The sequence below is a fragment of the Blattabacterium cuenoti genome (assembly GCF_014252355.1).
Lineage (GTDB): Bacteria > Bacteroidota > Bacteroidia > Flavobacteriales > Blattabacteriaceae > Blattabacterium > Blattabacterium cuenoti_AD.
In genome coordinates, this window is the sequence record NZ_CP059217.1 from 508398 (window position 1) to 522891 (window position 14494).

The window sequence follows — 14494 nt, forward strand, 5'->3', positions numbered from 1 at the left end:
TTGTATTAGTATTTTACTATTTTATTAAATAAAATACAAACATTATGTCCACCAAAACCAAAAGTATTGCATATATTTATATTTACATGTTTTTTTATTTTATTATTTGGTATAAAATTTATTTTTGAATCTATTTTTTTATCAAGTTTAAATAAATTAATAGTTGGAGGAATGTTATTTTTAGTTAATGGTAAAATAGTAGCTATAGCTTCTATAGCACCAGCTGCTCCTAATAAATGTCCAGTCATAGATTTAGTAGCATTAATATATATTTTATAAATGTGTGATCCAAACACTTTTTGAATAGCTTTAATTTCTGCTAAATCTCCTAAAATAGTAGATGTTCCATGAGAATTAATATGATTTACTTCTTTATATGTAATTCCTGCATCTTCCAAAGCTAATTTCATAGCTAAAATTATACCTTTTCCTTCTGGATGTGGAGTTGTAATATGATATGCATCTCCTGACATACCAATACCTCCTATTTCTGCATAAATATTAGCGTTTCTACTCTTTGCATGTATATATTCTTCTAAGACAAGACATCCAGCCCCCTCTCCTAAAACAAATCCATCTCTATCTTTATCAAAAGGACGAGAAGCCGTTTTATAATCTTCATTTCTAGTAGATAAAGCGTGTAAAGCATTAAATCCACCAACTCCACTTGGCGTAATTGCTGCTTCTGAACCACCTGAGATTATAATGTCCGCTTTTCCCAAACAGATTAAATGATATGCATCAACAATAGCATTTGATGAAGACGCACAAGCAGAAACTGTTGCATAATTTGGACCATGAATGCCATATCTCATTGAGATATATCCAGAAGTTGTATCTATTAACATTTTAGGAATAAAATATGGACTAAATCTAGGATATCCATCCCCTTTAATATAATTAGAAATAGAATTTTCTAAATTAAGTAAACCTCCAATTCCAGATGCCCAAACTACACCAATTCGTTCCTTATTAATTTTTTTATTATTCCAATTAATGGTACTATCTTTTATTGCTTCATCCGCAGCAATAAGACCATATTGAATACAAGGATCTAATTTGATACGATCCTTTGAATTAAAAAAAATACTAGCATCATAATTCTTTAATTCACAAGCAAATTTTGTTTTATATTTTTTAGTATTAAAATAAGTAATGGGTTCACATCCATTTACTCCATTTATAAGTGAATTCCAATATTCTTTAATATTTTTGCCTATAGGAGTTATACACCCCATTCCAGTTACTACTACTCTTTTTTTTTTATACTTGATCATATAAAAAATTCATATTTTTTTATCTTGTTTATCTTTTATAAGTTCCTTAATAGATTCTATAGCTTCTTTAACAGTAGTAATTTTTTCGGCTTTTTGATCAGAAATACTAATGTTAAATTCTTTCTCAAATTCCATAATTAATTCAACAATATCCAAAGAATCAGCTCCTAAATCATTAGCAAAACTAGCAGAAGGAATTACATCTTTTTCTTCTATTCCTAATTTTTCAGAAATAATAGAACTAATTTTTGATGAAATATCAGACACAGACATAAATTAGAATTTTGATTTAATACAAAATTAGAAAACTTTTTTAAATAAAATATTAAATATTTAAATTACTCAATATGAATATTTTATTTTAAAACCAACTAAAATATTATCATCATTATAATAAAATAATTATATTTTTATTATAAATTTGTAATACACCACCAAATATTTGAAATTGTATTTCTTTATTATCATATAATTGCATTATTTTTATTAATCCTTTTTTTAATATGGCAATCAGTGGTGCATGATTATTTAATAATTGAAAACTACCATATAATCCAGGTACAATGACTGAATTAACATTATTTTTATATAATAATTGTTCTTCATTAAGAATTTTAATTTTCATTATGATAACATTTTATTTCCTACTTCTATTACTTCATCAATAGTTCCCTTGAAATTAAACGCATTTTCTGGTAAATGATCTAATTCTCCATTCATTATCATATTAAATCCTCCTATAATATCTTCAATTTTTACAAATACTCCATCAATTCCGGTAAACTGTTTTGCGACATGAAATGGTTGAGATAAAAAACGTTGAATACGTCTTGCTCTATGAACAATTTTTTTATCTTCTTCACTTAAATCTTCTATTCCAAGAATAGCTATAATATCTTGTAAAGAATTATATTTTTGCAAAATTTCTTTTACACGTTGAGCACATAAATAATGTTCTTGATCAATAATATTTGGAGATAAAATTCTAGAAGTAGAATCTAATGGATCAATTGATGGATATATTCCTAATGCAGATATTTTTCTAGATAATACAGTAGTTGCATCTAGATGAGAAAAAGTAGTAGAAGGAGCAGGATCAGTTAAATCATCTGCAGGAACATATACTGCTTGTACTGAGGTTATAGACCCTTTTTTTGTAGATGTAATTCTTTCTTGCATAGATCCCATTTCAGAAGATAAAGTAGGTTGATAACCTACAGATGATGGAATTCTACCTAATAAAGCAGATACTTCTGATCCAGCTTGAGTAAATCTAAATATATTATCAATAAAGAATAGAACATCATTACCTGATTGGATATTTTGATTATCATTATCATTATCATTATCATTATCATTATTAATATTATAATCTCTATAATATTCTGCTAATGTTAAACCAGTAAGAGCAACTCTAGCTCTTGCACCAGGAGATTCATTCATTTGTCCAAAAATAAAAGTTGCTTTAGAATTTTTCAAACTTTGTTTATCTACTTTAGTAATATCCCAAAATCCTTTTTTCATTTTTTGCATAAATTCATCTCCATATTGTATAATTCCTGATTCTAACATTTCTCTTAATAAATCATTTCCTTCTCTTGTTCTTTCTCCTACTCCAGAAAATACTGAATGTCCTCCATATTCTTTTGCAATATTATTAATTAATTCCTGTATTAAAACAGTTTTTCCAACTCCTGCTCCTCCAAATAATCCAATCTTTCCTCCTTTTGGATATGGTTCTATTAAATCAATAACTTTAATTCCTGTATATAATATTTCTGATCTAGTAGATAAATCTTGAAATTTTGGAGCAGAGACATGAATAGGTCTTACTATTTTTCTATTTAATTCCTCTAATCCATCAATAGGATCCCCCAATACATTAAGAACACGACCATTCAATAATTCTCCTATAGGAATACTAATTGGAGACCCCGTATTGATAACATTATTTCCTCTTTGTACTCCTTCTACTCCAGACATTGCAATACAACGAACTACATTATTTCCAATATGTTGTTGAACTTCTAATACAATATGTTTACTTGAATTTGATAATTTTATTTCTAATGCATCATAAATTTTAGGAAGATCGGATCCTGTTTTAAAAGAAACATCTATTACTGGACCTAAAATTTGAGTTATTTTTCCTTTTGATTCTAATTTTTTTTCCATGAAAATATAAGATCCGCTTTTTATGTTAAACCTGTATATTTAACAGATTATTAAATTATTTAAAGTTACAAAAATTAAAAAATTTTGAAAATTTACTCATGTATAGAGGATTTTTACTCATTTTCTCCATGTGTATTTTCACTTGGATTTTTTGATGGTGTTCATTTAGGGCATAAAAAATTAATTAATTATTTATTAAAAAAAACAAAACAACAAAAATATACTTCTGTTTTATTAACTTTTAATCCTCATCCTAAAGAAATATTAAATCCAAAACAAAAAGTATTTTATTTAAATACTTTATCTGAAAAAATATCTTATTTAAAAAAAACTGGAATTGAACATCTTATTATTCATCCTTTTACAAAAACATTTGCACAAACTAATATGCAAGATTTTTTCAAAAAAAAATTACTTTCTTCAATAAGAATTTCAATTTTTATCATAGGATATGATTTTCATTTAGGAAAAAATAGAATAAATGCTTATAATAATTTAAAATATTGTTCAAAATTATATGGATTTCAATTAAAACAAATCAATCCATATAAAATAAAAAATAAAATAATATGTTCTACAAATATTAGACAATCTATTTTAAAAGGAGATATAATGTGGTCAAATACAGCTTTAGGTTATTCATATTCTTTATCTGGGTATGTTATTAAAGGAAATGGAATAGGTAGAAAAATATTAACTTATCCTACTGCTAATATTCAAATAAATAATAAAAAAATACTTCCTAAAAAAGGAGTTTATGCAGTTAATGTTCTAATTTTAGAAAAAATATATCAAGGAATTATGAATATTGGAACTTCACCTACTATAAATATAAATAATAAACAAATTAAAATTGAAGTTCATATTTTTAATTTTTGCACAATTTTATATGGTAAAAAAATAAATATTTTTATTATACAAATGATTAGAGAAGAAAAAAAATTTAATTCAATTCAAGAATTACAAACACAAATTAAATTTGATCAAATAAAAGCAAAATTTTTTTTAAAAAAAAAATAATTTGATAAATAATATTGATAATTTTATTAAAAATTTAAAAAAAAATTGTTTAAAAAAAATTATAAATTTAGTATCTTTTAATGAAGAAATTTCACATAATCTTAAAACAAAATACAAAGATAAACCATTTTATGATTATTTTACAATATATCAACTAATGGAACAAATATCTGGATTATCTCTTATTCCTGAATCCAATTTATTTTTTTATTTTTTTATTTTGCTTAAACAAAAAAAATGCATTTTATCTCATACATTTAATCATTATTCAAAATGGGCTTATAATATATTAAAAGATTTTCAAATTTTAGATTTTAATTTAACTAATATAAAAAATTTTTTTTCTTATACAATTTCTATAGAACAAATTAATATATGGAATATAAATAATGGTAATACAAAATATAATTTAAATATTACAGATAATATTCTTTTTTGGCAAGAAATTAAACAATATTATTATTATCTTAATAATGAATTATTAAAAAGAAAAAAGGGATATACTGGAATGATTTTTAGACAAGCAATTTCTCAATTGGATAATTATTTATCTTCTAATCATCAAGAATATTTTTTATTTTTAATTCCTTCCAATTTATATTTTTTAAATGCATGTGAAAAAAAATTAATTAATAAAATAATTAAATTAAATGTAGGATCTATTTATTATTATCATACATATTCAAAATTATATCACAATATTTTTTTTTTAAAAAAAAAAAATGCTAATAATAAAATAAAAATTTTTAGTGTATCAAGAGATATTGATCAAATCAATATAATAAAAAAAATAATACATAAACTTATCAAACAAGGATCTAAATTAGATCAAATAATTATTATTTTAGGTGATATTTCTTTAATGGAACTATTATCAAATACATTACATAAATTAAATATTCCAATACAAACATCTATTGAATTACCATTATATAATATATTAATTCATAATACATTTTATTCAATTTTACAATTAATTCTCAATCAAGAAATATACAATAAGTTTTATAAACAAGATATATTACGTGTATTATCTAATGGATATATAAAACAATTTTTGATGAAAAATAATTTTTCATGCATAGAAAAAATAAATGCAATCGATTCTGATACTGATATAACAATACAAATTATCAATAAATATATAATAGATGATTTAAAAATTATTTTTTTTAAAAATTACAAAAATATATTTATTTGGTTTTTACAACTACTTAAAAAATTTAAAAATCTTTTATCCACATATGCTCAACAACATATATTAGAATTAAAATTTATTCTAAAATTAGAAAAATATATTACATATATAATTAATACAAATACAACAAAAAATATTAATTTTGGCATACAAGATTTATTAATTATTTATCAACATTTTATCACAAATAATACAATACCATATCCATATAACAATACAAAAGGAGGAGGAGGATTGAAAATAATAAAATTTAATAATAATTTTCATTTAGAATACTTAGAAAATACAATTATTACATCCTTTAATGAAGGATGTATTCCTCCAATTATTCCAAATTATATAGATAAAACATTTTTATCTAATGAGCTTAGAAAAAAATTTAAAATATATTGTATATCCAATAATAAAAATAATAATAAGTATTATTGTCAATATTTTCAAAATATTTTGAATCATTCAAAAAATATTTTTTTATTATATAATAATGAAAAAGATGAATTTTCTTCAGGAGAAAAAAGTAGATTTATACATAAAATGGAAATAAATTACACATTATATGAAGAAAATCAAACAGAATATTGTAATACAAATAATAATGAAAAGAATCAACAATCAATAATAATAAAAAAAACAAATTATATAATTAATAAATTACAGAAAATAGCTAATTCTGGATTTTCTCCATCATCTATTATTTTATATAATAAAAATAAATTAGATTTTTATTACAATAAAATACTGGAATTAAAAAATTTGCACACGATTTCATTTAAACAAAAAATTGGACATATTGTTCATAAAATATTAGATATTTTATATTCTCCCATGAAAGGAAATTTATTAAATTTAAAATCTATTCATGAAATGAAACATCAGTGTAATAATATTTCAAAAACAGTTATATCTCAATATCAAATTAAAGATCATAACAATATCTTTTTATTATCTTTAGTTACAACTTATGTCAATAATTTTCTTTCTTGGGATGAACAAGCAATTTTAAATGGACATACAATTTTTATAAAAGAAATTGAATATAGAATTTCTACACAAATAAATCAAATGATTATGCATTATGATAAAGTTTCTTTAAAAGGAATAATTGATCGTATAGATGAATATGACGGTATAACTAGAATTATTGATTATAAAATTGGAGTCTCAAAAGTTAAAAATATTTATATCTCTTCAAACAAGATTAAAAATATTTTCAATAATTCATATTATGGAAATATAATGCAATTATTAATTTATATTTATTTATGGTATAATTCCCCTATAGTTAACTCAAAAATATCTCCAGTAATAGCAATTGTATCTCCTGAAAAAGAAAAAAAAAATTCTATTTCTACTATCTATATAAATTTTTTAAAAAAACAACAAATTACATATGAATGTTATAAAACTAAAATTTTTCCACATTTAATTAAAATAATTTCAGAAATATTAGATCCAACTATTCCAATGATAACAAATTATATTAATGATTTTTAATATATGATTCTATATAATTTCCTACTTGTTCAGTAGAATAATATTTTTCTAATGGATTAGCAATATCCTTAGTTATAATATGATTATGTATAGAACTTCTAACGGCTTTTTCTATAAGTTGTTGTTCTTTATATAAACTAAAATAATTAAACATCATAGCAACTGATAATATACATCCTAATGGATTTGCTATATTTTTACCAGCAGCTTGAGGATAAGATCCATGAATAGGTTCAAATAAACCCTTGTTATTTTCTCCAATAGAAGCAGATGGCATAAGTCCTAAAGAACCACTTAATAGACTAGCTTCATCAGATAATATATCCCCAAACATATTATCTGATAATATAACATCAAAATCCATAGGATTCATAATAATTTTCATAGAAGCATTATCTATATATAAATATTCTAATTGTACATTTGGATAATCTAAGGAAATTTCTTTAATGACTTCACGCCATAATCTAGATGTTTCTAATACATTAGCTTTATCAACTAATGTTAATTTTTTTTTTCTATCATCAGCTGCTTTGAATGCAAGTTTTCCAATTCTTTTAATTTCATCTTTAGAATAAATACAATAATCATAAGCTACTTCACCATTTGTTAAACGACCTTTTTTTCCAAAATAAATTCCACTAATTAATTCACGATATATAACAAAATCTACATTTTGTAATATATTGTGTTTGATAGGAGATGAATAGTTAATATCACTATAAGAAATTATGGGTCGTATATTACAAAATAATTTCATTTCTTTTCTTAAACGTAATAATCCATCTTCTGGTCTCATTCCACGTGGATAAAATTCATATTTAGAATGACCTATTGCCCCAAATAAAACTGCGTCTGCTTGAAGACAATTTTCTATAGTATTGTCAGGCATTGGATTATTAAATTTTCTAATAGCTAATGCTCCTGCTACAGCTTGTGTATAACAAAAATTATGATTAAATTTTTTATTTATACATAATAAAATTTTTTTACCTTGTTGTATGACTTCAGGACCAATTCCATCTCCCTCTATAATAACTATCCTTTTTTTCATATTTTATATAAGAATTATTCAATTAAAATATGATGTGTTAGTTTCAAACTTTTCAATATCATCTTTTCTAGATCTTAAATATGATAAATTATCATATCCATTAATAAAACAATTTTTTTGATATAAATTTATTGTAAAATATTGATAGGCCTTAGTTTCTAAAATAATTATTTTTTGTTGAATTAAATTGACTAAAATTTTAGTTTTGTGATTTTTTTCTACTTGATGAAATAATTTATTTAAAAATATATTAGATACTTCTAAAGTTAATAATCCATTATTAAATGCATTTTCTTTAAAAATATCGGCAAAAAAACTAGATATTACTACTTTAAATCCATATTGCATTATAGCCCATACTGCATGTTCACGACTAGATCCACATCCAAAATTTCTTCCAGATAATAAAATTTTTCCTGAAAAAGAAGGGTTATTAAGAATACAATTTGTATTTAAATCATCATTTTTATGATATCTCCAATCTCTAAAAAGATTTTTACCAAATATTTGAATACCACTTTCTTTTAAAAAACGTGCAGGAATAATTTGATCTGTATCAATATTTTCCCTGTTTAATGGAACCACTTGACTAATTAAAATAGAAAATTTTTTCATAAAAAATTCTTTTTTAAATATTTATTAATATCCACAATTTTTCCTGTAATAGCTATAATAGCTGCTGTTAAAGGACTAACTAATAAAGTTTTCACATTTTTACCTTGTCTACCTTCAAAATTTCTATTAGATGTTGATACACAATATTCTCCTTGTGGAATTTTATCTTCATTCATACCTAAACATATAGAACATCCAGGTTGACGAAACTCAAATCCTGAATTGTAAAAAATTTTATCTAATCCTTCTTTTTTAGCTTGTTTAATAACTCTTTGTGATCCAGGAACTATAATAGCATTTACATGATTAGCGATTTTTTTGCCTTGCACTATAGAAGCAACTACTCTAAGATCTTCTATTCTAGAATTGGTACAACTGCCAATAAAAACATAATTAATTTTTTTTTCTATTAATAATTCACCTTGCTTAAATCCCATATATTTTAAAGCTCGTTTATGATTTGGATTAGATAAATATGGAATTTTATTAGTAATTTTTATACCCATTCCAGGTGTTGTCCCATATGTAATCATAGGTTCTATATGTTCAATATCTATAATATATTGTTTATCAAAATTATAATTGTTATCTGTTTTTAAATTATTCCAATATAATTTCAATCTATCATTTTTATCGCTATTAAATTTATTTTTTAAATAATTAAACGTGATTTGATCAGGAGCAATTAATCCTCCCTTTGCTCCCATTTCAATACTCATATTACATATTGTCATTCTTCCTTCCATACTCATATTTTCAATTATAAATCCTGTATATTCTATAAAATACCCAACACCTGCATCCACTCCTAATTTAGATATAATATATAAAATTATATCCTTTGGAGTTACTCCTCTTTTTAATTTTTTCCCCTTTAATTGAATATTCATTTGTTTAGGCTTAGTCATTAATAAACATTGAGATGCTAATACCATAGCAACTTGACTTGTTCCAATTCCAAAAGCCAAACTGCCAAAAGCACCATGTGTAGAAGTATGACTATCGCCACATACAATTGTCATTCCAGGAAGAGTAAGACCCAATTCTGGACCAATAACGTGTACAATCCCATGATTTTTATCTCCCATTTTATATAAATTAATTCCAAACTCTTTACAATTTTTTATTAATAAATCTATTTGTTTTTTTGATAGTGGATCTGAAATTGGAAGATGCTGATTTAATGTAGGAACATTATGATCTGCAGTTGCAACAATTTTTTTAGATCTCCAAACAGATAAATTTCTTTTTTTCAATTCATAAAAAGCTTGAGGACTGGTAACTTCATGAATATAATGACGATCTATATATAGTATACCAACGTCCTTCGTTACATTAGATACTATATGAGAATTCCATATTTTATCAAATAATGATTGTATTATAGGCATATAATAGTTTAAGAATGATTAAAAATTGCTAATTGATTATTTTTTAATTGTGCTTTTTTTAATAAAAATTTTAGTTCTTTATCTTCCACTTGTTTATTTTGATCTGCATAATCTAAAAACACAGAATAAATAATATCTAATGAATTTTTTGTAAAAGAATATCCTAATTTTTTATAACGATATGCTAAAGCTGATCTTCCACTTCTAGCTGTTAGAATAATTGATGAATCATCTCCACCAACATCTTCAGGATTAATACTTTCATAAGTTTCTCTTTTTTTAATAATTCCATCTTGATGAATACCAGATGAATGAGAAAAAGCATTTTTTCCAACAATAGCTTTATTTGCTTGAACTTTCATTCCAGTATATTGAGAAACTAAATTACTAGTATAACAAATTAATTTTGTATTAATATTAGTATATACATTTAACTTATTATTTTGTTTAATAATCATTGCTATTTCTTCTAATGAAGTATTTCCAGCTCTTTCTCCAATTCCATTAATTGTACATTCAACTTGTTTTGCTCCATTAATAATACCATATAAAGAATTAGCTGTTGCTAATCCTAAATCATTATGACAATGAGTAGATAATGTTACTCTATGAATATTTTTTACATTTTCTTGTAGAAACCTAATTTTTTCTCCATACTCATATGGTAAACAATTGCCTGTTGTATCTGGAATATTAATTACAGTTGCTCCATTTTTTATTACTTCTTCACACACTAAAGCTAAAAATTCATTATTTGTTCTACCAGCATCTTCTGCATAAAATTCTATATCTTCTACAAATTTTTTAGCATATTTAACCGATGAAGCCGCTATTTCTAAAATTTTCTCTTTAGTACTATTAAATTTATAACGTATATGACAATCTGATGTTCCTATTCCGGTATGAATTCTAGATTGTTTTGCAAATTTTAATGAATCTGCAGCAATTTCTATATCTTTTTTTATTGCTCTAGATAATGCACAGATAATTGGATTATATACTGATTTACAAATCTCTTGAACAGATTTATAATCTCCTGGACTTGAAGCGGGGAACCCTGCCTCAATTATATCTACTCCTAATAATTCCAATTGTTTGGCTATTTTCACTTTTTCTACAAAATTTAATTTACATCCTGGAACCTGTTCTCCATCACGAAGCGTTGTATCAAAAATTTGAATTTTATTTTTACCCATACCCATACCCATAATATTTGTTGTTGGAATTTTTTAATTTTTTTCAAAACTATTTTTTATACAATAAATATTCACATACATAATACAGACATTTACAATGTTTATTGATTTTGGATTAATATACATTATACTTATTATCAATTTTAATAATAATACAATATTACGATGTCCAGAAAAAATGATAAATTATTTTTATTAATTAAATCATTATCAAAATCTGAAAAAATACATTTTAAATTATATGCAAAAAGGATAAAAACAAATAAAAAAGCTAAGTTTACTAATTTGTTTGAAAAAATGAATAAAATGAATTCTTATAATGATAAGAAAATATTAAATAATACTTCTATTTCAAAAAAACAATTATCTAATATAAAAGCTCATTTATTTAAACAAATTTTAATTAGTTTAAACTTACAAAATATTGAAAAAAATAATGATGTTAAAATATTAAATTATATAAATTTTGCTAAAATATTATATAATAAAGGATTATACATACAAAGTTTAAAATTTTTAAAAAAATCCAAAATACTTGCTAGAAATGAATACATGAATATCATTTTATTGGAAGTAATAGAATTTGAAAAAATGATAGAATCTCAACATATAACTAGAAGTATTCATTCTAAATCTGGAGACTTATCTTTAGAATCCAAAGAATTAATTGAACAATTAAAATGTCAAAATTCGTTTTCTAATTTATCTTTAGAATTATATGGATTATATCTTAAGGTTGGATATGTTAGAAATGAAAAAGATAAAATTTTTATAGAATCTTATTTTAGAACAAATCTTCCAAAATTTAATATTAAATATCTTAATTTTTATGAAAAATTATATTTATATCAAGCAAGAGTATGGTATCATCATATACAACAAGATTTTATAATGTGTTATCAATTTTCAAAAAAATGGGTAAAATTATTTCAAATAAATAAAAATAAAAAAAAAGTACTGCCAATTAGTTATTTAAAAGGATATCATCATTTATTAAATACTTTATTTTATTTAAATAAATATTATCAATTTATCAAAATTTTAGCAGAATTTGAAGAAGAAGTAAAAAAGAATGATTTTATTTTAAATGTAAATACTGAAGTATTAATTTTTTTATATAAATATACTAATATAATTAATAAGCACTATATGGAAGGAACTTTTTCAGAAGGAATTAATAATGTAATTCCTTCTTTATTAAAAGAATTTAATAGATTATATAATTTATTAGATATTCATTATATTATGATTATTTATTATAAAATAGCTTGTTTATATTTTGGTAGTGGAGATAATAAAAATGCTATTTTATATCTGGTAAAAATTATGTCAAATAAACAAACTAATATACAAAAAGACTTACAATGTTCTGCAAGACTTTTATATTTAATGGCTTGTTATGACAGTGGATTAGACGATAATATGGATGGAAAAATACAATCTGCTTATAAATTTTTTATCAAAATGGATGATTGGTATATTGTACAAAAAAAAATTATTTTTTTTTTCAAAAAACTTGGCAATCTTTATCCAAATCAAATTACAATACAATTTAAAAAATTAAGAGATAAGTTATTAAAATATTCTTTTCATCCTTATGAAAAAAGAACTTTTTTATATTTAGATATTATTTCTTGGTTAACTTCTAAAATAGAAAATAAACCAATAGAACAAATTATTAAAGAAAAATTTTTATTACGTGATAGTCATATCAGATAATTTATTTTTAAAACAAAAAATTATATTTACTTTTAATCATGATGCAAAAAGAATGTTTTTTAATAATTAAAAATTAATGAAAAATATTATCGATGAACTCTCTTGGAGAGGATTAATTAAAACTACAGTTTCTGGAATAGAAAAACAATTACAAAATCCCACTACTATATATATAGGATTCGATCCAACTTCTGATTCATTACATTTAGGAAATTTACTACCAGTAGTTTTATTAATTCACTTTCAAAAAATGGGACATAAATCTTTAGCATTAATTGGTGGGGCTACTTCCATGATTGGAGATCCATCTGGAAAAAATGAAAAACGTATAATATCTTTTAACCAAAAAATTTTACATTATAATATAACATCTATTACAAAACAATTACATAATTTATTTACTTTTTATTTAAAAGATAAAAATATAGAAATATTAAATAATTTAAATTGGATAAAAAAATTAGATATATTATTTTTTTTACGTAAAATAGGTAAAGAAATATCTGTAAATTATTTAATGGCTAAAGAAAGTGTAAAAAATAGAATAGAAAATAATCAACATGATGGAATTTCATTTATGGAATTTTCTTATTCTCTTTTACAAGGATATGATTTTTATTATTTAAATAAAAAAAAAAATTGCTTATTACAAGCAGGTGGATCTGATCAATGGGGAAATATTATTACTGGAATAGATATTATAAGAAAAATTTCTAAAAAAAAAGTATATGGATTAACTTTTCCATTAATTACAAATTCTTCTGGAAAAAAATTTGGAAAAAGTGAAAAAGGAGAAAATATATGGTTAGATCATAAACGAACTACTCCTTATAAATTTTATCAATTTTTTATAAATTTATCAGATAATGAAATTGAAAAATTTGTAAAATTATATACATTCTTTTCTAAAGAAAAAATTAATCAATTAATTATAAATCATAGAAAATGTCCTGAAAATAGATTGTTGCAAAAAACAGTTGCTTTCACAGTCACTAAATGGGTTCATGGAAAGACAATTTCTGAAGAATTAAGTGCAATTTCAACAATATTATTTGAAAAACACAATATTAATTCTTTATTAAATGAGAAAATGTTATATTATATTTTTAAACATATTCCAAATCTCCTGATTTCTTATGAAAAATTTAAACAAGGTATATTTTTAACAGACTTATTAAAACATTTCTTTACATCTAAAACCAATATTTTACGTGCTATAAAAAATCATTCTATTTCAATTAATAAACAAATTATTAAAAATAATATTGTAATTCAACAACAACATATCATAGGATTAAAATATATTTTATTAAAATTTGGAAAAAAAAAATTTTTTATTATTAAAATTGTATAAT

12 protein-coding genes are annotated in these 14494 nt (G+C 22.5%); 4 read left to right on the forward strand and 8 right to left on the reverse strand.

The genetic code is table 11. The features are described 5' to 3' along the window. Positions 1-5 precede the first annotated feature (5 nt). From fabF to atpD, 4 genes are all read right to left on the reverse strand, one after another. A complete protein-coding gene (fabF, locus tag H0H38_RS02495) occupies positions 6-1277 on the reverse strand; it encodes a beta-ketoacyl-ACP synthase II (RefSeq protein WP_185872716.1) in 1272 nt (423 codons plus the stop codon). A 9-nt stretch (positions 1278-1286) separates the two neighbouring features. After that, entirely contained in the window at positions 1287-1544 is a 258-nt protein-coding gene (locus H0H38_RS02500) for an acyl carrier protein (protein ID WP_185873029.1), read from the reverse strand. A gap of 121 nt (positions 1545-1665) precedes the next feature. Further along, a complete protein-coding gene (locus H0H38_RS02505; protein WP_185872717.1) occupies positions 1666-1902 on the reverse strand; it encodes a FoF1 ATP synthase subunit delta/epsilon in 237 nt (78 codons plus the stop codon). Continuing rightward, positions 1902-3452 (reverse strand): F0F1 ATP synthase subunit beta, encoded by a 1551-nt coding sequence (atpD, locus tag H0H38_RS02510; protein ID WP_185872718.1) that lies wholly within the window; start codon positions 3450-3452, stop codon positions 1902-1904. The genes H0H38_RS02505 and atpD overlap by 1 nt, the downstream gene beginning before the upstream one ends. An 84-nt stretch (positions 3453-3536) precedes the next feature. Here atpD and H0H38_RS02515 point away from each other — a divergent pair, with 84 nt between their 5' ends. Together H0H38_RS02515 and H0H38_RS02520 are read left to right on the forward strand one after the other, a co-directional pair. Further along, a complete protein-coding gene (locus tag H0H38_RS02515; protein WP_185872719.1) occupies positions 3537-4472 on the forward strand; it encodes a bifunctional riboflavin kinase/FAD synthetase in 936 nt (311 codons plus the stop codon). A gap of 1 nt (position 4473) precedes the next feature. After that, positions 4474-7164, forward strand: coding sequence for a PD-(D/E)XK nuclease family protein (locus H0H38_RS02520; RefSeq protein ID WP_185872720.1), 2691 nt, complete (start codon positions 4474-4476; stop codon positions 7162-7164). Here H0H38_RS02520 and leuB read toward each other — a convergent pair. The 4 genes from leuB to H0H38_RS02540 are packed head-to-tail and all read right to left on the reverse strand — an operon-like array spanning position 7151 to position 11420. Then, on the reverse strand, positions 7151-8218 hold the full coding sequence (gene leuB / locus H0H38_RS02525) for a 3-isopropylmalate dehydrogenase (RefSeq protein ID WP_185872721.1): 1068 nt from the start codon (positions 8216-8218) through the stop codon (positions 7151-7153). The genes H0H38_RS02520 and leuB overlap by 14 nt on opposite strands. Positions 8219-8236: 18 nt before the next feature. Then, positions 8237-8833, reverse strand: a complete 597-nt coding sequence (gene leuD, locus H0H38_RS02530) for a 3-isopropylmalate dehydratase small subunit (protein ID WP_185872722.1) — start codon at positions 8831-8833, stop codon at positions 8237-8239. After that, entirely contained in the window at positions 8830-10218 is a 1389-nt protein-coding gene (gene leuC / locus H0H38_RS02535; RefSeq protein ID WP_185873030.1) for a 3-isopropylmalate dehydratase large subunit, read from the reverse strand. The genes leuD and leuC overlap by 4 nt, the downstream gene beginning before the upstream one ends. Before the next feature lie 14 nt (positions 10219-10232). Next, the gene (locus H0H38_RS02540; protein ID WP_185873031.1) at positions 10233-11420 is read right to left on the reverse strand and encodes a 2-isopropylmalate synthase; all 1188 of its coding nucleotides are present in this window, start codon (positions 11418-11420) and stop codon (positions 10233-10235) included. A gap of 165 nt (positions 11421-11585) precedes the next feature. Here H0H38_RS02540 and H0H38_RS02545 point away from each other — a divergent pair, with 165 nt between their 5' ends. Then, entirely contained in the window at positions 11586-13139 is a 1554-nt protein-coding gene (locus tag H0H38_RS02545) for a hypothetical protein (RefSeq protein WP_185872723.1), read from the forward strand. A gap of 76 nt (positions 13140-13215) precedes the next feature. Continuing rightward, positions 13216-14493 (forward strand): tyrosine--tRNA ligase, encoded by a 1278-nt coding sequence (tyrS, locus tag H0H38_RS02550; protein ID WP_185872724.1) that lies wholly within the window; start codon positions 13216-13218, stop codon positions 14491-14493. The last annotated feature ends 1 nt before the right edge of the window (position 14494 follow it).

Excerpts from the sequence above, each read along its gene's own strand:
- fabF (WP_185872716.1), bottom strand. The coding sequence starts at position 1,277 with ATGATCAAGTATAAAAAAAAAAGAGTAGTAGTAACTGGAATGGGGTGT.
- H0H38_RS02505 (WP_185872717.1), bottom strand. The coding sequence starts at position 1,902 with ATGAAAATTAAAATTCTTAATGAAGAACAATTATTATATAAAAATAAT.
- atpD (WP_185872718.1), bottom strand. The coding sequence starts at position 3,452 with ATGGAAAAAAAATTAGAATCAAAAGGAAAAATAACTCAAATTTTAGGT.
- leuB (WP_185872721.1), bottom strand. The coding sequence starts at position 8,218 with ATGAAAAAAAGGATAGTTATTATAGAGGGAGATGGAATTGGTCCTGAA.
- leuD (WP_185872722.1), bottom strand. The coding sequence starts at position 8,833 with ATGAAAAAATTTTCTATTTTAATTAGTCAAGTGGTTCCATTAAACAGG.
- H0H38_RS02540 (WP_185873031.1), bottom strand. The coding sequence starts at position 11,420 with ATGGGTAAAAATAAAATTCAAATTTTTGATACAACGCTTCGTGATGGA.
- H0H38_RS02545 (WP_185872723.1), top strand. The coding sequence starts at position 11,586 with ATGTCCAGAAAAAATGATAAATTATTTTTATTAATTAAATCATTATCA.
- tyrS (WP_185872724.1), top strand. The coding sequence starts at position 13,216 with ATGAAAAATATTATCGATGAACTCTCTTGGAGAGGATTAATTAAAACT.